This window comes from Krasilnikovia cinnamomea (assembly GCF_004217545.1).
GTDB lineage: Bacteria > Actinomycetota > Actinomycetes > Mycobacteriales > Micromonosporaceae > Actinoplanes > Actinoplanes cinnamomeus.
In genome coordinates this window covers 5,158,237-5,175,593 of record NZ_SHKY01000001.1, presented here as the reverse complement: position 1 = coordinate 5,175,593, position 17,357 = coordinate 5,158,237, and the positions used below count along the sequence as shown (strand labels likewise).

Here is a 17,357-nt window from a genome sequence, read left to right as displayed (position 1 = left end):
ATAACTTTCCGGGAGTCGGCGCGACGGCGTGCCAGCGATCCACCACGGCGCGTAGTCTGCGCTCATGACCAACTTCGACGTCGTCACCGGAGCCATCGCCACAGCGGCCGATGTGGACCGCTACCGATGACCATCCACGTGATCGGCGTCGACGCGTACGCCCTCGGCTGGGTCGGCGTCGAACTGCGCGACGGCGCGTTCGGCCGCGCCATGCTGGCCTCGACGCTGTACGAGATCGTGGCGGGCAGCTCCGGCGCCGCGGTGATCGGCGTCGACGTACCGCTGGGCATGCTGCCGGACCGCTGGCGGGCCGCCGACGCCGTGGCCGCCGACCAGCTCGGGCCCCGGCGCAGCAGCGTCTTCCGGGTGCCGCCGCGCCCGGTGTGGCAGGAGCCCGACTTCGCCGCCGCCAACCGGGTCTGCAAGCAGCTCACCGGCACCGGCATCAGCCGCCAGTCGTGGGCGCTGCGCCCCAAGCTGCTGGAGGCCAACGCCATCTGGGAGCGCCACCCCGGGCTGCTGTTCGAGGCGCACCCCGAGGTGTCCTTCCGGACCATGGCCGACGCCCCGCTGCAGTACGCCAAGAAGACCTGGACCGGTCAGGCCCAGCGCCGCGAGCTGCTGGCCAAGCAGGGCATCGTGCTGCCGGACAACCTCGGCCCGGCCGGGCAGGCCCCGCCCGACGACATCCTCGACGCGGCCGCCGTGGCCTGGACCGCCCACCGCATGGCCACCGGCGCCGCCCACAGCCACCCCGACCCACCCGAGGAGACCGACGGCGCCAAGATCGCCATCTGGTACTAGCCGCTCTGGGACGCTATCTCCCGGGCCCGGTCGCGGGCCGCTTCCAGGGCGGACAGCAGGGCGGCGCGTACCCCATGGTTCTCCAGCTCGCGGATCGCCGAGATGGTCGTGCCCGCGGGCGAGGTGACCTGCTCGCGCAGCTTCACCGGGTGCTCGCCGGAGTCGCGCAGCATGACGGCCGACCCGATCGCGGTCTGCACGATCAGCTCGTGCGCCACCTGGCGCGGCAGTCCGAGCAGGATGCCCGCGTCGATCATCGCCTCGACCAGCAGATAGAAGTACGCGGGCCCGGAGCCCGACAGCGCGGTCACCGCGTCCTGCTGCGACTCCGGCACCCGGATGGTCGCGCCCAGCGGGGTGAACATCTCCTCCACGATGGCCAGATGCGCACCGGTCGCGTGCGGCCCGGCCGAGATCGCGGTCATCGCCTCGTCGACCAGCGCCGGGGTGTTCGTCATGACCCGCACCACCGGGGTGCCCTCGGGCAGCCGCAGCGTGAAGAACGACGTGGGCAGCCCCGCGCACAGCGACACGATCAGCTTGTCCGTGGGGATCTTCGTGCCGATCTCGTCCAGCAGCGCGCCCGCGTCCTGCGGCTTGACCGCGACGGCCAGCACGTCGGCCTCGCTGACGGCGGCGAGGTTGTCCACCACCCGGATCCCGTACCGTTCGGTCAACTCCTTGGCGCGCTCCGGGCGGCGCGCGGTGACCAGGAGCTTCTCGACCGGCCAGCCGGAGCGCAGCAGGCCGGACAGCACCAGCTCGCCGATCTTGCCCGCGCCGATCACGGCGATGGTGTGCATGCGTCCTCCGTAACGCTCGGAGGGCGGGCCCGCGGCCCGCCCTCCTCGAACGACTGCTCAGCTACCGAAGAAGACTTCGGCCTCGTCGTACCGCTCGATCGGTACGGTCTTGAGCTCGCCGGTGCCCTCGGCCAGCGGCACCCGCACGATGTCCGTGCCACGCAGCGCCATCATCTTGCCGAAGTCGCCCTCGTGCACCGCGTCGATGGCCTGCAGGCCGAAGCGGGTCGCCAGCACCCGGTCGAACGCGGTCGGGGTGCCACCGCGCTGGATGTGGCCGAGCACGACGGTGCGGGCCTCCTTGCCGGTCTTCTCCTCCAGCTGCTGGGCCAGCCACTGGCCGATGCCGCCGAGGCGGACGTGCCCGAACGCGTCCAGCTCCTGGTTGTGCAGGATCATCTGGCCCTCGAGGGGCTGCGCGCCCTCGGCCACCACCACGATGGGGGCGTACTCGACCTGGAAACGCTTGGTCACGTACGTGGCGACCTGCTCCACGTCGAACTCGCGCTCCGGCAGCAGGATGACGTTGGCGCCACCGGCCAGGCCCGCGTGCAGGGCGATCCAGCCCGCGTGGCGGCCCATGACCTCGACGACCAGCGTGCGGTGGTGCGACTCGGCGGTGGTGTGCAGCCGGTCGATGGCCTCCATCGCGATGTTCACCGCGGTGTCGAAGCCGAACGTGTAGTCCGTGGCGTTGAGGTCGTTGTCGATCGTCTTGGGTACGCCGACCACGTTGACGCCGAGGTCGGTGAGCTTGGTGGCCACGCCGAGGGTGTCCTCGCCGCCGATCGCGACGAGCGCGTCGACGCCCTGCTCGGCCAGGTTGGCCTTGATCCGCTCCACACCGTTCTCGATCTTGAACGGGTTGGTCCGGGACGAGCCCAGGATGGTGCCGCCGCGCGGCAGGATGCCGCGTACCTCGGCGATGCCGAGCGGCTTCGTGACGCCCTCCAGCGGGCCCCTCCAGCCGTCCCGGAAGCCCACGAACTCGTGGCCGTAAACGGCGACGCCCTTTCGGACCACTGCCCGGATTACCGCGTTGAGACCGGGGCAGTCGCCGCCGCCGGTGAGCACGCCGATGCGCATGATGACTCGTCCTCCCAAATTGGGTCGGTCGCGAGATGTAGATAGCCCAAGCGAGCCCCAGGGAGCCGTCGGCAGCGTTGCCGGCCCGGGGCGGGCCGCAGAAACGCACTGTAGTCGCCGGGGGCTCACCCGGCCAAAGCGCCCCGCTACAGTCTGACAGTTCGGCTACGCCGCGCGATGGAGATGGCGCGAAACCGCCCACCCGGGGCGTACCCGGCTGATCAGCCGCCCATGGCCCGCCAGCGGGCCAGGTTGTGCCGCGCGTCGACGAGCGCGTCGTGCCGGCCGGTGGCGCCCGGCAGCGTCGGGCGGCCCACCTCGTCCCAGCGCTGGCGCAGGTCCTTGGTGAAGCGGGGAATCTCCCGCGGCAGGGCGGGCATCGCCCCCCACAACTGGGCCAGCGCCACGTGGTCGTACGCCGCGAACCAGGCCCACAGCTCCAGCTGCTCGTCCCGGCCCTGGATCGGCTCGGTCAGGAACGCGTGCAGGTCGTCGCGGATGCGCTCGCGGGAGCGCCACGCGGGGTCGGCGGGCGAGGGCAGCTTGTCGAGGACGTTGCGGCGCACCCAGGGCACCGCCCGGGAGTCGTCGAACTCCGTGGACACCGCGTAGAACTCGCGGCCGAACTCGTCGACGACGCCGATCGACACGAGGTCGACCACGCGGCCGTCCTCGATGAACTCACAGTCGTAGAAATAGCGGTAGACCATCGCGGTCCATCCTCGCCCACGCGCGCCACCCCGCGGCACGCAGGGCCGTCAAGCGCCCCGGGTGCGCCGCCGATCCGCGCCCACCCGCCAGGGGGCGCCGCCGATCCGCGCCCACCCGCCAGGGGGCGCCGTCGGTCCGCGCCCACCCGCCAGGGGGCGCCGTCGGTCGCGGCCTAGCCGCTCAGGGTGCGCAGGGCGGCGCGGGCCCGGTCCAGCGCCTCCCCCGCCCCGGCGCGGCACTCCGCCGCCGCGGGCGCCTGCGCGCACTCCGCCAGGCGGCGCGCCGACCAGTCGGCCTGCGCCGCCCAGCGGAAGCGCAGCAGCACCGGCAGGGTCGCGTCCAGCTCGTCGGAGTGCACCGGGGCGGCCGCCAGGTAGCCGTCGACCAGTTCGGCCGCCGCGTCGGTGCCACCCGCGTACGCGACCGCGGCGGCCACGTCGTAGACGAGCGGGCCGGTGCCCGACGCGCCGCCGTCCAGCACCCCGGCCCGGCCGGTGTCCGGATCGACCACGAACTCCTCCGGCGCGGGGTCGCGGTGCAGCACCCCGTACGTGAGCCGGTCGGTCACGGTCAGGCGGGTCGCGGCGGTCACCGCCTCGGTGACCGCCAGCCGCAGCCACGGCTCGCCGGACAGGTGGGCGGCGTCGGCGTCGAGCAGGTTCCACCGGCCCAGGCCCGGGTGGACGTACCCCTGCAGGGCGCGGTGCACGGCGCCCAGCCGGTCGCCCCACCACTGCTGGTCGACCGGGTCCGCCCCGGCCAGGGCGCGGCCCGGCACGCGGCGCAGCACCGCGAGCGCGCCGACCGAGATGGCGACGGTGAGGGCGCCGCCGAGGGTACGTACCGATTCGCCCGCCGCGATGCCGCAGGCGCGCAGGCGCCCGGCGGCGGCCAGCCCGGCCTCGAGCGCCGGGCGTTCGGCCGGCCGTACGAGGCGGGCGACGTAGCGCGCATGGCCGACCGTCACGTCCCAGGACCGCGAGAGGATCCCGCCGCGACGGTTGGTGATCGCGGTTGGCACGAGATGCCAGTTCTCGCGCAGCGCGGCGCGGAGCAGATCGTGGTCCGGCACGGCGGCGATTGTCCCGCCGCAGCCGGGACGGCCGACGGACAGCCGGGGCGACGGTCACGCAATGCGCTCGGGGGGTGTACAGACAGCGAGCGACGAGACATGATCGGGTGTGCGCCTGTTGTGACGGAGACGTATCAAATGGCGCCTGCGGCGCTCTTCATGCTAAGAGTGATCGTTCGCGTCGTGGGGCCCGGCGCTCCGCCCGGCGCGACCGTGGTCCCGACCGGGGAGGGATTGAGCGTGGAGCATCGCCCGCAGGACACCGGCGACGCGCTCACGGGCGTGGACATGTTTGCCGGCCTGGAGCCCGACGTCCGGCAACGCGTCCTCGCAGCAGCCGTGCCGCGCACGTACCGTAAGGGGCAGATCCTCTTCGTCGAGGGTGACCCCGGCGAATCGCTGATCATTTTGAAGCGGGGGTCCGTGGCGGTGTTCCGCACCGCGCCCACCGGCGAGCGCGCCGTGCTCACCGTGGCCCGCCCGCCGGACGTGCTCGGCGAGGTCTCGCTGCTCGACGCGTCCACCCGATCCGCCTCCGCCGAGGCGATCGAGGACTGCCAGGCGCTCGCGCTGTCCCGGGCCGCGTTCATGGAGCTGGTGCACTCCAACCCGCGCATCCTGGACGCGGTCATGCGCTCCGTCGGGGCCCTGATCCGCCGGCTCACCGAGCAGAACGCGGACCACGTCTTCCTGGACCTGCCCGGCCGGGTGGCCAAGACCCTGGTCCGGCTCGCCGGGGAGAGCCAGGCTCCGATGATCACCATCGAGCTGAACCAGAGCCAGCTGGCCGAGATGGCGGGCGGCTCCCGGCAGAGCGTCAACCAGGCCATCGGGTCGTTCGCCAGCCGGGGCTGGCTGCGCACCGAGGGGCGGCGCATCGTGGTCACGGACGTCTCCGCGCTGCGCCGCCGGGCCGGGATGACCACCGCCTGAGCGGTCAGCCGCCCGTGGGGGCCGGCACCGCGGCGTTCTTGAGGCTGGCGGCGTAGACGTCGACGTACTCGCGGCCGGAGAGCGTCATCAGCTCGTACATGATCTCGTCGGTGATGGCGCGCTCGACGAAGCGGTCGCCGCGCGCCTGCGCGTACCGGGAGAAGTCGAGGGGGGCGCCGAAGCGGATCCGGACCTGCCGGATCTTGGGGATCAGGGTGCCGGTCGGCTGGATCTCATCGGTGTTGATCAAGGCCACCGGGACCACCGGGGCACCGCTCTCCAGGGCCAGGCGGGCGACGCCGGTCTTGCCCCGGTACAGCCGCCCGTCCGGTGAGCGGGTGCCCTCGGGGTAGATGCCGGCGATGTTGCCGCCCCGCAGCACCCGCAACTGGGTGTCCAGGGCCGCCTGGGCCGCCTTGCCGCCGGAACGGTCCACCGGGATCGTCCCCGTGCCGACGAAGAACTGGCGCATGAGCCAGCCCTTGATCCCCTTACCGGTGAAGTACTCGGCCTTCGCGACGAAGGTCACCTTTCGGCGCAGCACGAGCGGTGTGAAGATCGAGTCGGAGAACGACAGGTGGTTGCAGGCCAGAATCACCGGCCCGGAAGCCGGTACGTGGTGCAGGCCGGTGACGTCGGGGCGGAAAATGAGCTTGAGCAGAGGCCCCAAGACCACGAACTTGAGCAGCCAGTAGAACACTGATGTCCTTTCCTGCGCGCACGCGGTGATCGCGGGGGCACAGGAAGCGTACGAAGCGGGAGCGGCACGCCACAACGCACTCCCGCAACCGGTGCCTGTCGTGTCACCATTCAAGACACGGCTGGGGCGAGGAGGTGTTGGGTGACTGCGGGCGGCGCCCGTCGCGGGCGGCGGGACAACGGGCTCGACGCGGCCGACTACGCGGTCGCGGGCGACGTCGATCCGCGCATCGGCGAGCATCTGCTCGACGTGCTGGCGGCCGGCGGCATCGCGGCGTACCTGCAGCCGTCCGCCGACCTCAACCCCATCCTGCGTACCACCACCCTGCCCGCCCGCCCCACCGACCGGCTGTACGTCGACCGCCTGCATCTCGACGTGGCGCGCGGTCACCTGCACCGGCTCGCCAGCGACGCCGCGACCACGGCGCCGGCCCCGCGCTCCGAGGCCGGGGCGGGTGGCAGCCAGCACGAGGTCGACGCCGAGTGGGCGAAGATCATTTCCGGTTACCACACCGCGGTCGACCCGACCGCCGCCCCGTGGCCCGCCGCGGAGGACCTGGACCCCACGCGCCCGCCGGAGCCGCCCGCCGACCCCACGGCCCAGCCCGACCGGCCCCGGCCACCGTCGGGCACGCTGCCCTCCGCCACGGACTTCTCCGGGGTCTCGCTCAACCGCCGGCGCACCGACCCCAAGCCGCCGCCGGAGCCGTCCCTGCTCGACGGCCTCGACACGTTCGGCACCGACGTGCCGGACAGTGGCGACGACGACGAGCGGTACACCCCTCCGCCGCCGCCTCCGCTGCCGCACGTCTCGAAGTACACCGTCGCCGGGGTGCTCGGTGTGGTGATCGGCTTCCTGCTGTTCCTGCGCCCCAGCCTGCTGCCGATCGACCGCAACCTGGTCACCCTCGCGGGCTTCACCGCGGTCATCGCGGGCGCGGTGACCCTGGTCTGGCGGCTGCGTTCCGGTGAGGACGATGAGGACGACTTCGACGACGGCGCGGTCGTCTGAACAATTCATCGACGTTCACTACTGAATCTGTACGTAGTTGTGACGTAACCTTTCGTGGTGCGTCAGAGCTCTCTCGTCGTCGTCGCCAACCGCCTGCCCCTCGATGACAACGCCGCGCCCGACGGCGCGTGCGAGTGGCGGCGCAGCCCCGGCGGCCTCACCAGCGCCCTGCACACCATCCTCGAGCAGACCCCGGCCACCTGGGTCGGCTGGGCCGGAGGCCTCGGGCCCGCCCCCGCGCTGCCGGACATCGGCAGCCTGCGCATCCGGCCGGTGGCGCTGAGCGAGACGGAACTGCGCGGCTACTACGAGGGATTCGCCAACTCGACCCTGTGGCCGCTGTACCACGACGCGGTCGAGCCCCCGGTGTTCGACCGCGACTGGTGGGAGACGTACCAGGCGGTCAACGTCCGGTTCGCGCAGGCCACGGCCGAGGTCGCCGAAGCCGGCGCAGCGGTGTGGGTGCAGGACTACCACCTGAGCCTGGTACCGCGGTACCTGCGGGCGCTGCGCCCCGACCTGCTCATCGGCTTCTTCCTGCACGTGCCGTTCCCGCCGCCCGAGCTGTTCATGCAACTGCCCCGCCGGATCGAGCTGCTGCGCGGCATGCTCGGCGCCGACCTCGTCGGGTTCCAGCGGCCCCAGGCGGCGCACAACGTCGCCCAGCTCGCCGCGAAACTGCTGGCCGCCCAGTCCACCGACGACCAGATCACGCTGGCCGACGGCCGGCAGGTGCGCACCGGGGCGTTCCCCGTCTCCATCGACGTCGCCGAGATGCAGTCGCTGGCCCGCCGCCCGTCGGTGGTCACCCGGGCCCGCCAGTTGCGCCGCGACCTCGGCGAACCCCGGCGGGTACTGCTCAGTGTGGACCGGCTCGACTACACCAAGGGCATCGAGCACCGGCTGACCGCATACAGCGAGCTGTTGCGCGACGGCCGGATCAAGGTACGCGACACCGTCGTGGTCCAGGTGGCGGTGCCCAGCCGGGAACGGGTGGACAGCTACCGGGCCCTGCGCGACCGGATCGAGGGCGAGGTGGGACGCATCAACGGCGAGTACGGCCGGGTCGGCGAGGCCGCCATCCACTACCTCAACCAGCCGTTCGACCGCGCCGAGCTGGCGGCGCTGTACCGGACCGCCGACGTCATGGTGGTGACCCCGCTGCGCGACGGCATGAACCTGGTCGCCAAGGAGTTCGTGGCGGCCCGCGAGGACGGGGCGGGCGCCCTCGTGCTCAGCGAGTTCGCGGGGGCCGCCGACGAACTGCAGGACGCGTTCCTGGTGAATCCGCACGACGTGGACGGGCTCAAGGACACCCTGCTGCGGGCGATGCGGGCCGAACCCGCCGACCTGCGTGCCCGGATGGGCGCCATGCGCGAGCACCTGCGCGGGCACGACATCATCGCGTGGGCCCGGGCGTACCTGACCGCGCTGGACGACAGCGGGCGGCTGGCGAACCAACTGCCCCTGGCCGGGGGGCCGAAGGCGCGCGGCGCGGCGGCGAAGGCGCGGGCCATCATCCCCCGCTCCCGATCCGTGGCCCGCCGCCGCCCCCCGGCCTGACCACCCCACTCCCTGACAGACAACCGACTCGGCAAGGCACCCCCACAGACCTTGCAGACTTCCGGTGCGCCGCTCACCCCAACTCACCAACTTCGGCGGCCCACCCCGCGCCAACAACGCCCCCGACACGGAACGCGCGGCTCCCAGGGCACCACCCACAGATCTTGAAGACTTCAGGTACGCCACTCACCCCAACTCACCAACTTCGGCGCCCCACCCCACGCCGACAACAATCCCCGCACAAAGCGCGCACCTGCCCAGGATGCCGACCACAGATCTTGAAGACTTCAGGTGCGCCGCTAACCCGAACTCATCAACTTTGGTAGGCCAGCCCGCGACGGCAGGTATCTGGGCTGGCCGGGCCGGAAGGATCCCGGGGTCGCCGATGCGTCGTCAGGGCTGGTGGTTTGGGTCGTGGGGGTGGCCCGAATCGCGGCTGGCCCGAGTCGCGGCTGGCCCGAGTCGCGGCTGGCCCGACGCGGGTGCCCCGAATCGCGGGTGCCCCGAGTCGCGGGGTGGCACGGATCGCGGGGTGGCACGGATCGCGGGGTGGCACGGATCGCGGGGTGGCACGGATCGCGGGGTGGCACGGATCGCGGGGTGGCACGGATCGCGGGGTGGCACGGATCGCGGGGTGTGGGGTTATGGGGTGGTGGGGGGCAGTTCCTTGCCGAGCCAGTCCAGGATGGCGTCGATCGGCTCCGCCCAGCCCGCGTCCAGCATGAGGTCGTGGCCCATGCCGGGGAACAGCAGCGGCGCCGCGCCGAAGCGGGCGGCCGTGCGGTCCAGCGCGGCCCGCGGCACCACCCGGTCGTCCGGACTGCCCACCACGAGTACGGGCGGGGAGCCGACCGGCCGGGGCGCGGCCCGGTGCGCCAGCAGCTGCCACTGGGCGCGGGCCCCCGCCGGCACCAGCCGCCCCCGGTACGCGTCCGCCTGCTCGACCGGCAGTTCCGGGCTGAACAACTGGCGCCGGCTCAGCCGCAGCGCACCACCGACGATCGCGGGCAGCGTGCCCAGCGGGTTGGCGCGCAGCGCGGCACCCAGCCCCGCCCAGCCGTCCAGCACCGGCGCGACGAGCACCCCGGCGCGGGCCGGGTAGCGGGCCAGGGCGCGGGACACCACCAGCGCCCCGGCGCCGTGCCCGATGAGGACGGCCTGGCGGGGCAGGCTCGCGGCCGTCTGCACCACGTCGTGGGCGTACGCCCGCAGGTCGCCGCGCTCCCGCAGGCCCACCGCGTGGGCGGGGAAGCCGCGCCGGGCGGCGTGGCCCAGCCAGTGCTCGGTGAACGCCCACGGGCCGTGCCCGAGCCCCGGCACGAACAACAGTGGCGGCCGGCCCTCGTCGCCGTCGGGCAGGGCGCTGCTCAGCTCCCGGGCGACCGGGCGCACCGGGGAACTCCAGTCGGCGAACCGCAGCAGGTCGGATCTCACGCCGGCTCCAGGCGGGTCAGAAGGTCCTCCAGGGCCCGCAGGTAGCGTGTGGATTCCACCGCGAACCAGTCGCGTGGCGCCGGCCCGGCCCGGCGGCCCGACCAGCCGCGCGGCGCGCGGGTCGACTCGCGGCGCTGCACCTGCGCGGCGCGGGCCCGGTCGGTGGCGTACAGGCGCAGCCAGCGGGCGACGGCGACGCTCTGCCAGTGCGCCAGCGGCAACAGCCCCGCGTCCGGCTCCAGCAGACCCACCACCGCGAGGGTGGGGTGTTGCCGGGCGAACGCGTGCAGGTGCAGGTCGGGTCGCCCCTCGGCGTCGGTGTCGAGCAGTTCCGGGGCGAGGAACTCGAACTGTGGCCGGTAGCCGGTCGCCGCCACCACCAGGTCCGGCTCGATGTGCCGCCCGTCGGCCAGCGTGACGCCGACCGCGTCGAAGCGGGCGATGTCCGGCACGGCGACGATCCGGCCGTCGTGCAGGTACTCGGCCAGCTGGCCGTTGCGGACCGGATGTCCCAGGTCGGGGCGGTGCGGCGGCGGTGCGACGCCGTGGCGGGTCAGGTCACCCACGACCAGGCGCAGCGCCCGGCGGTAGAGCCACCGGCGCAGCGGCGACGGCACCCGGCGGCGCAGCAGCCGCGCCTGCACCTGATCGACGGGGCGCCCGGCGAGGTACCGGGGGCCGTACCAGTGGCCGCGCCGGGTGGAGTGCCACACCTCGGCGGCGTGCTGGGCGCCCGCGACCGCGAGGTCGCAGCCGGTGTTGCCTCCCCCCACGATCAGCACCCGGCGCCCGCGCAGCTGGGCCGGGTCCTTGCACATCGCCGCGTGGATCAACCGGCCCCGGTAGGAGTCCGCGCCGGGGAACTCGGGCAGGTACGGCGCCCAGTTGTGGCCGTTGGCGACGACCACCGCGGCGTACCGCTGGGTGTGGGAGGCGCCGCCGCCGGGGCTCTGCGTGGTCACGTCCCAGCTGCCGTCGCCGGCCGGCACCACCGAGACCACCTCGGTGCCGAACCAGATGTGCTCGGCCAGGCCGAAGTGCTCGCAGTAGCGCTCCAGGTAGGACAGCAGGCGGGTGTGGTCGGGGTAGTCCGGCCAGGTGTCCGGCATCGGGAAGTCGGGGAACTCGGTACGCGCCCGGGAGGTGACCAGCCGGGTGCCCGCGTACACGGGGCTGCGGTGGTGGCGCCAGTTCCAGGCGCCGCCGACGGACGTCTCGCGTTCGTAGCAGTCGACGGCGAAGCCGTGCTCGCGCAGGTTCTTGATCGCCGCCAGGCCGCTGGCGCCCGCGCCGATCACACACACCGCCGCGCGGCGGTCCGCGACCTCTCCGGTGTCGTGCACGCGAGGATCCTTGCAGAATGCGGGGCTACGAGGAAGGCAGCAACAGATCCGCGAGGACGGGCAGGTGGTCGCTGGCCCGCCGGGCCCGGTCGGTGTCCACCACCTCGTGGGCGGCGACGACGACGTCGGGCGAGACGAACAGCCCGTCGATGCGCTGCCGCGGCAGGGTCGCGGGGAAGGTCGGGGCGCCGCCGCCGTCCACGGTGTCGGTGAGGCCGTCGGCGACCGTACGCCAGGCACCGCCGCCCGGCCCCTCGTTCAGGTCGGCGCCCACCACCAGCGGGCCGTCCAGCGCCGCGACCGCGGTCTTCCACCGCTCGGCCTGGCTGGGCCGTTCCGCCGGGTCGGTGGCCAGGTGCGAGCCGGTCACGGTGAACCGCGCGCCCTTGACCGAGCAGCGCGCGAACGCCGCGCCGCGCAGGTGCCGCCCCGGGGTCAGCGGGTAGCGCAGGCACCACGTCTCATGCACCTTGACCCGGAGGTTGACCAGCAGCAGGTTGCCCAGCGACGGCAGCCCGCCCGCCGCGACGACCAGGCCGAAGTCGTCCGCGAGGGCGGCGCACTTGTGCCGCCAGCGGAACCGGCGCGGCGCCTCCTGCACGATCATCAGGTCGGGGGCGAGGTCACGGACCAGGCCGACCAGGGCGGCCCGGTCGTCACGCAGGCCGTGGACGTTGTAGCTCAGTACCCGCAACGGAACCCCGGCCACCCGCCCGCTCCTGTTACCTAGATCCGCCGGGCGAGGTCGGCGGCGCCCACCACCCCGGCCGCGTTGCCCGCCTCCGCCGGCCTGATCTCGGCCACCGGGAAGCGGCGCCGCTGGGCCAGCTGATCCCGGTACGCCCGTTCGGTGGGGGCCAGCAGGAGCTCCCCGGCCTCGACCACGCCGCCGCCGACCACCAGCACCTGCGGGTCGAAGACCTGCGCCAGGTCGGCCAGCGCCACCCCGAGCCAGTAGCCGACCTGCGCGAACGCGTCGCGGGCCACCTCGTCGCCTTCCTGGGCGGCCTCGGTGACCATGCGGCCGCTGATCCGGTGCGGGTCGCCCTCGGACAACACGAGCAGGCCGGCGCCGCGCTCCGGGTCACGCATCGCACCCGCCCGCGCGAAGCGGACCAGGGCGTTGCCGCTGGCGTACTGCTCGATGCAGCCCAGCCGGCCGCAGCCGCAGGGGTGGCCGTCGGGCACCGACTGGATGTGGCCCAGCTCCCCGGCGATGCCGTTCGCACCGCGCCACAGCGCGCCGTTGAGCACCACCCCGCCGCCGATACCCGTCCCGACGGTGATCATGACCATCGAGTCCTCGGCCTGGCGGGCGGCGCCGAAGCGGAACTCGGCCCACGCCGCGACGTTCGCGTCGTTCTCCAGCACGGTGGGCAGGCCGACGGCCTTGGCCACGTAGTCGCGCAGGGGCTCGTCGTGCCACGCCAGGTTCGGCGCGAAGAGCACCGTCGACCCGGTCGCGTCGATCCACGCGGCGGCGCCGATCCCGATGGCCATGGCGGACGGGTACGCCGCGGCCAGCTCGGCGGCCACGGCCACGATCGTGTCCCGGGTACCGGCCTGGTCGTCGGCGGGCGTGTCCCGGCGCACCTGCGCCAGCACGTTGCCCTGCTCGTCGACCACCCCACCGGCAACCTTGGTTCCGCCGACGTCGACTCCGATGGTCAGCGTCACGCTGCCCGTCCCCTCTGTTGGTTCACCCCGCGGCGCCGGCTGGGGCGTCGTCGCCCGTGCCCGCGGCGCGGTCCTCGGTCGCCGCTGCGACCGGCGTGGTCCCGGCCCCCGCCCGTTCGGGCTGGGCCGCACGGCCGGGAACATCATGATCGACGGTGGGCGACGGCGCCATGTCGGGAACGCCACCTTCGGCGTCGGCGGTGGCGGCGGCCCACGGATCTTCGTACGGGCGGGGACGGGGACCGGCGGGGCGGGGCGCTGCGGACCCGGTGCGCAGCGTCCCCCGGCCCGCCCCCCGACGGACACCGGGCGTGGGCGGGCGGGTCCCGTCGGGCCGCCCGGCTGCCGGGGGCCGCTCCGCCTCGGCGCGGGTGGCGGCGGACCAGGTGGTGTCGGGGTCGGGCGCGGGGCGCGGGACCGGCCCGGGGGTTTCTGAGCCACCCGGGTGCGGGGCCGCAGGGCGCTGCGCGGCCATGGCCGAGAACGCGCGCAGCAGGCTCGCCAGGCCCGTGGCGAAGTCGCCCGCCCCGGTGGCGAGCCGCTCGGCCATGTCGGGGCTGGGGTCGCGCAGATTGGTGATCACCCGGCAGATCGGGCACACGCAGCACTCGGCACTCCCGGTCGCCCAGCCCCCGGCGTGGTGGTCGGCACCGGCCTGGCCAGCCGACCGCTGGGCGAAACCGCTCTCGCCCGACTGGCGGGCCGGACCGGTCCCGCCACCGCGCTGCTGGGTGGGACGGGTCTGGTCGTCTGGCCGCGGGCCAGGGTCCGGTTGATCGTCGACCGTGCGGCTGGTGTCCGGCTGCGGGGGACCCGGCCGCGGTGCGTCGGATCGTGGGCTGTGGCCGGGGTGGGCCTTGGTGGTGTCGGGGGCCGGGTGCGCACCGGTGAACTGGCCCAGCAGGCCCGCGACCGTGTCGCCGAGCAGGCCGAGACCGTCGGCGACCCGGGCGGCCGTACCCGAATGGGTGTCGTCCCGGCCGTCGCCGGCGCCGGGGAATCCGTGCTGCCCGGCCATGGCGAGCACCGTGGCGACGAGTCGCTCGGCCTCCTGCCGCGCCGACCCGGTGGTGCCTGGCATCTTCGTGCTCCTGCCTGCCCTGCCGGCCGCTCAGGCCCCGGCGAGGCTCTCGACGCGGCGTTTGAGCTGCTTCAGCGCCGTATCCATGATCATCTTCTCGGCCTTTCGGCGGAACATGCCGAGCATGCCGATCGCGAGTTCCACCTCGAGGGTGTACGTGACCGTGGTGGTGCCGTCGCCGTTGTCGGCCAGGTCGTAGGAGCCGCGCTGGGACTTCTGCGTCTTCGACGGGGCGACCAGGTGCCACTCGACGCGCGACAGGTCCTCGGCGTACTCGTACTGCAGCGTGTACTCGTCGTTCATCACGCCCGCGTCGATGACGTAGCGGACCTGGCTGGCGTAGCCGTCCTCGTACTCCTCGATGACCTCGACTTCCTTCATCGCGTCCGCCCACTGCGGGTACGCCGGGAAGTCACAGATCACCGCGGCCACCCGGTCGAGGGGCGCATGGACCTGGATGGACTGCGTCGAGGTGTCCGCCATGCTCGGAGGCTACCGCGTCCCGGCCCGGATCCCGGCCACCGGGCCCGGCGGCGCACATCGCGGGGCGCGGCCGCAGCAGGGCTACCATCCGTCACGTGCCAACCTCAGCTAGCACCCCCGCGCGGGTCCAACCGCTCGCGGTGGCCGCCCGTATCGTCATGCTCGCCCTGGTCGGTGCCCTGACCCTGATCGCCACCCAGGATCTCGCGGAGCTGCGCTGGATCGCCCTGCTGGCCGTCGCCGCGCTGCCGGCGCTGCTCACCCCGGACCACCGGATCGCGGCGCCGCTGGGCCGGTTCGCGGAGGTCACCATCACCGGCCTGGCGGCCGGGTCGGTGGCCGCCGCCGCGGACCTGACCGGCACGGTCGACGCGGGCTTCGGCGCCGAGGCGGTGCTGCCGTACCTGGCGGTGCCGCTGCTCACCGCGGCGCTGCGGCGCCGGCCCACCGAGGGCGCGGCGCTGCTGGGCGTGGCCGCGGTGGCGATGGTCGCGGGCGGGCTGATGGGCGGGGACGTCCCGCCGATCACCCAACCGGGATATCTGGCCGCCTGCGGGCAGTGGCTGGTGCTGGGCGCGATCGTCACGTTCGCGGCCGACACCATGCGCCAGCTCATGCAGCCCGCCGAGCAGCAGCCGCAACCGTACGCGGAGGCCACCCGCCTGCTCACCCAGCTGCGCAGCGTGGCCCGGTCCCTGCCCGGCGCCACCCTCGACCCGGGCGGCATCTCGGAGCACCTGCTGGAGGAGTTGCGGGCGGCGGCGCCGGGCAACCGCGCGGCCGTGCTGTCGGCCAGCGGGGGTGGCCGCCTGGTGGTGCTCGCCCAGACCGGCGCCGAACGCGTCGACTGGGAGGTCACCCTCGACGCGGACTCCGCCATCGCGGACGCCTGGGCCTCCCAGCAGCCGCAGGTGGCCAGCCGGTCGCAGGCCCGTACGCATGCCGGCGCGGAGGTGTCCTCGCTAGTCGTGCCGCTGGTCGCGGGCGTACGCACGATCGGGTTGGTGATCCTGGAGTCCGACGTGCCGCAGGCCTACCCGCCGGCCGTGGTGTCGGGGGTGCTGGAGGTGACCGGCCCGGCGGCGTTGCGGCTGGAGGCGGCGCTGCTGTTCGACGACGTCCGGTCGCTGGCGACCAACGAGGAACGCCAGCGACTCGCCCGGGAGATCCACGACGGAGTGGCCCAGGAACTGGTCATGGTCGGCTACGGGATCGACAACGCGCAGGCCACCCTCCCCGAGGGAGCCGAGGAGACGGCCGAGGAACTGCGGATCCTGCGTGGCGAGGTGACCCGGGTGATCACGGAGTTGCGGCTGAGCCTGTTCGAGCTGCGCTCGGAGGTGGACCGCAACGGCGGCCTGGCCGCGGCGATCGCCGAGTACGCCCGCACTCTGGGCACCTCGGCGGGGCTGCGGGTGCACTTCACGTTCGACGAGTCGACGGCCCGGCTGCCCGCCGCCACCGAGGCGGAACTGCTGCGCATCGCCCAGGAGGCGATCACCAACGCGCGCAAGCACGCCGGTGCGTCTAATCTGTGGGTCACCTGCACGGTGGACCCGCCGTACGCGGAGATCGAGGTCTCAGACGACGGCAAGGGTTTCGCGGACGACCGCCCCGACGGGAGGTACGGCCTTGCGATCATGGCCGAGAGAGCGGAACGTATCCGGGGCCGTCTGGAGATCAGACCGCGACACCCCAGCGGGACAACCGTTGCGGTAAAGCTTGGAACTTCGACTCGGCGCGATAGCGTGCGGGATAGCGTTTCTGCACCAGAAGGAGAGTAACCCGAGCATGTCGACCAGTCCGCTGCCGACGACCCGCACCAAGGTGCTGCTTGTCGACGATCATGATCTGATCCGTAAGGGGCTGCGGCACGCATTCGAGCGGGACCGGCAGTTCGAGGTCGTCGGTGAGGCGGCCACGGCCGCGGAGGCGGTCCGGCAGGCCGGTGCCCTGCAGCCCGACGTCGTCATCATGGACCTGCGCCTACCGGACGGCAGTGGCCTGGAGGCCACCCGGGCGCTGCGCAAGAACAACGCCAACATGGGCATCGTCGTGCTGACCATGTACGCGGGTGACGACCAGCTCTTCGGCGCCCTGGAGGCGGGTGCCAGCGCGTTCGTCCCGAAGACGGCACCGGCCGACGAGGTGGTCGCGGCCGCCCGGCACGCCGCGAGCGCGCCCAGCGCGTTCACGGCCGCCGATCTGGCCGAGGCGATGAAGCGGCGGCTCGCCCCGTCCGGACCGCAACTGTCGCCGCGCGAGGGTCAGGTGCTGCGCCTGCTGGCCGACGGCATGAGCGTGGCGGGCATCGCCAAGCAGTTGTTCGTCAGCGAGTCCACGGCGAAGACGCACATCTCCAAGCTGTACGAGAAGCTGGGTGCGGCCAACCGCGCGCAGGCCCTGATGACCGCGCTGCGGCTCGGGCTGCTCGAAGCGCCGGACGCGCCGAAGTTCTGATCCACTGTCCAGGTCCGCCCGGCATGCGCCGGGCGGACCTGTCCGGTCCGGTCCGGTCCGGCACGACCGGCGCACTGGCGGTCATGTTCGCCTCCGGCCAGTACCGCCTGCCGGTGCCGTGCGCGCTGGTCGCGGCCTCGTCCGGCGCGGGCGCGTTCTCTCCCCCGCGCCCGCGCGCCTGACGTCGTTCGTGGCG

Annotated in this window: 18 protein-coding genes; 7 read left to right on the top strand and 11 right to left on the bottom strand. The window is 73.5% G+C overall.

The features are described 5' to 3' along the window. The first annotated feature begins 126 nt into the window (after positions 1-126). Complete coding sequence (locus EV385_RS23740; RefSeq protein WP_130511461.1) at positions 127-804, top strand: DUF429 domain-containing protein; 678 nt, start codon at positions 127-129, stop codon at positions 802-804. Here the strand turns inward: EV385_RS23740 and proC are convergent. From proC to EV385_RS23720, 4 genes are all read right to left on the bottom strand, one after another. Beyond that, positions 801-1,607, bottom strand: a complete 807-nt coding sequence (proC, locus tag EV385_RS23735) for a pyrroline-5-carboxylate reductase (protein WP_130511460.1) — start codon at positions 1,605-1,607, stop codon at positions 801-803. The genes EV385_RS23740 and proC overlap by 4 nt on opposite strands. Before the next feature lie 57 nt (positions 1,608-1,664). After that, positions 1,665-2,693: a 6-phosphofructokinase gene (locus tag EV385_RS23730; protein ID WP_130511459.1), complete on the bottom strand. Its 1,029-nt coding sequence runs from the start codon at positions 2,691-2,693 to the stop codon at positions 1,665-1,667. Between the two features lie 221 nt (positions 2,694-2,914). Next, positions 2,915-3,403, bottom strand: a complete 489-nt coding sequence (locus EV385_RS23725) for a polyadenylate-specific 3'-exoribonuclease AS (protein WP_130511458.1) — start codon at positions 3,401-3,403, stop codon at positions 2,915-2,917. 173 nt (positions 3,404-3,576) lie between these two features. Then, entirely contained in the window at positions 3,577-4,476 is a 900-nt protein-coding gene (locus tag EV385_RS23720; RefSeq protein ID WP_130511457.1) for a phosphotransferase enzyme family protein, read from the bottom strand. 288 nt (positions 4,477-4,764) lie between these two features. Between EV385_RS23720 and EV385_RS23715 the strand changes: the two genes are divergently transcribed. Continuing rightward, positions 4,765-5,409, top strand: coding sequence for a Crp/Fnr family transcriptional regulator (locus EV385_RS23715; protein WP_423203126.1), 645 nt, complete (start codon positions 4,765-4,767; stop codon positions 5,407-5,409). 4 nt (positions 5,410-5,413) lie between these two features. Here the strand turns inward: EV385_RS23715 and EV385_RS23710 are convergent, their stop codons facing one another. Beyond that, on the bottom strand, positions 5,414-6,109 hold the full coding sequence (locus EV385_RS23710; RefSeq protein ID WP_130511455.1) for a lysophospholipid acyltransferase family protein: 696 nt from the start codon (positions 6,107-6,109) through the stop codon (positions 5,414-5,416). 141 nt (positions 6,110-6,250) lie between these two features. Here EV385_RS23710 and EV385_RS23705 point away from each other — a divergent pair, with 141 nt between their 5' ends. Continuing rightward, entirely contained in the window at positions 6,251-7,120 is an 870-nt protein-coding gene (locus EV385_RS23705; protein ID WP_130511454.1) for a DUF308 domain-containing protein, read from the top strand. 57 nt (positions 7,121-7,177) lie between these two features. Continuing rightward, positions 7,178-8,683 carry an alpha,alpha-trehalose-phosphate synthase (UDP-forming) gene (locus EV385_RS23700; protein ID WP_130511453.1) on the top strand — a complete coding sequence of 502 codons (1,506 nt, stop codon included), beginning with the start codon at positions 7,178-7,180 and terminating at the stop codon, positions 8,681-8,683. Between the two features lie 642 nt (positions 8,684-9,325). Here EV385_RS23700 and EV385_RS23695 read toward each other — a convergent pair. The 6 genes from EV385_RS23695 to EV385_RS23670 are packed head-to-tail and all read right to left on the bottom strand — an operon-like array spanning position 9,326 to position 14,701. Continuing rightward, the gene (locus EV385_RS23695) at positions 9,326-10,117 is read right to left on the bottom strand and encodes an alpha/beta hydrolase (protein WP_130511452.1); all 792 of its coding nucleotides are present in this window, start codon (positions 10,115-10,117) and stop codon (positions 9,326-9,328) included. Beyond that, positions 10,114-11,460 carry a flavin-containing monooxygenase gene (locus EV385_RS23690; protein WP_130511451.1) on the bottom strand — a complete coding sequence of 449 codons (1,347 nt, stop codon included), beginning with the start codon at positions 11,458-11,460 and terminating at the stop codon, positions 10,114-10,116. The genes EV385_RS23695 and EV385_RS23690 overlap by 4 nt, the downstream gene beginning before the upstream one ends. 25 nt (positions 11,461-11,485) lie before the next feature. Next, positions 11,486-12,169 (bottom strand): endonuclease/exonuclease/phosphatase family protein, encoded by a 684-nt coding sequence (locus EV385_RS23685; RefSeq protein ID WP_130511450.1) that lies wholly within the window; start codon positions 12,167-12,169, stop codon positions 11,486-11,488. A gap of 17 nt (positions 12,170-12,186) precedes the next feature. Next, entirely contained in the window at positions 12,187-13,137 is a 951-nt protein-coding gene (locus tag EV385_RS23680; protein WP_130511449.1) for an ROK family glucokinase, read from the bottom strand. A 22-nt stretch (positions 13,138-13,159) separates the two neighbouring features. Next, positions 13,160-14,218 carry a hypothetical protein gene (locus EV385_RS23675; protein ID WP_130511448.1) on the bottom strand — a complete coding sequence of 353 codons (1,059 nt, stop codon included), beginning with the start codon at positions 14,216-14,218 and terminating at the stop codon, positions 13,160-13,162. Positions 14,219-14,248: 30 nt separating this feature from the next. Then, entirely contained in the window at positions 14,249-14,701 is a 453-nt protein-coding gene (locus EV385_RS23670) for an SRPBCC family protein (protein ID WP_130511447.1), read from the bottom strand. A gap of 95 nt (positions 14,702-14,796) precedes the next feature. Here EV385_RS23670 and EV385_RS23665 point away from each other — a divergent pair, with 95 nt between their 5' ends. The 3 genes from EV385_RS23665 to EV385_RS34000 are packed head-to-tail and all read left to right on the top strand — an operon-like array spanning position 14,797 to position 17,343. Next, on the top strand, positions 14,797-16,485 hold the full coding sequence (locus tag EV385_RS23665) for a sensor histidine kinase (protein WP_423203077.1): 1,689 nt from the start codon (positions 14,797-14,799) through the stop codon (positions 16,483-16,485). Between the two features lie 7 nt (positions 16,486-16,492). Then, the gene (locus EV385_RS23660) at positions 16,493-17,161 is read left to right on the top strand and encodes a response regulator transcription factor (RefSeq protein WP_130511446.1); all 669 of its coding nucleotides are present in this window, start codon (positions 16,493-16,495) and stop codon (positions 17,159-17,161) included. Between the two features lie 23 nt (positions 17,162-17,184). Further along, positions 17,185-17,343 carry a hypothetical protein gene (locus tag EV385_RS34000; protein ID WP_165449569.1) on the top strand — a complete coding sequence of 53 codons (159 nt, stop codon included), beginning with the start codon at positions 17,185-17,187 and terminating at the stop codon, positions 17,341-17,343. Positions 17,344-17,357: the final 14 nt, after the last annotated feature.

Excerpts from the sequence above, each read along its gene's own strand:
- EV385_RS23740 (WP_130511461.1), top strand. The coding sequence starts at position 127 with ATGACCATCCACGTGATCGGCGTCGACGCGTACGCCCTCGGCTGGGTC.
- proC (WP_130511460.1), bottom strand. The coding sequence starts at position 1,607 with ATGCACACCATCGCCGTGATCGGCGCGGGCAAGATCGGCGAGCTGGTG.
- EV385_RS23730 (WP_130511459.1), bottom strand. The coding sequence starts at position 2,693 with ATGCGCATCGGCGTGCTCACCGGCGGCGGCGACTGCCCCGGTCTCAAC.
- EV385_RS23725 (WP_130511458.1), bottom strand. The coding sequence starts at position 3,403 with ATGGTCTACCGCTATTTCTACGACTGTGAGTTCATCGAGGACGGCCGC.
- EV385_RS23715 (WP_423203126.1), top strand. The coding sequence starts at position 4,765 with ATGTTTGCCGGCCTGGAGCCCGACGTCCGGCAACGCGTCCTCGCAGCA.
- EV385_RS23675 (WP_130511448.1), bottom strand. The coding sequence starts at position 14,218 with ATGCCAGGCACCACCGGGTCGGCGCGGCAGGAGGCCGAGCGACTCGTC.
- EV385_RS23670 (WP_130511447.1), bottom strand. The coding sequence starts at position 14,701 with ATGGCGGACACCTCGACGCAGTCCATCCAGGTCCATGCGCCCCTCGAC.
- EV385_RS23660 (WP_130511446.1), top strand. The coding sequence starts at position 16,493 with ATGTCGACCAGTCCGCTGCCGACGACCCGCACCAAGGTGCTGCTTGTC.
- EV385_RS34000 (WP_165449569.1), top strand. The coding sequence starts at position 17,185 with ATGCGCCGGGCGGACCTGTCCGGTCCGGTCCGGTCCGGCACGACCGGC.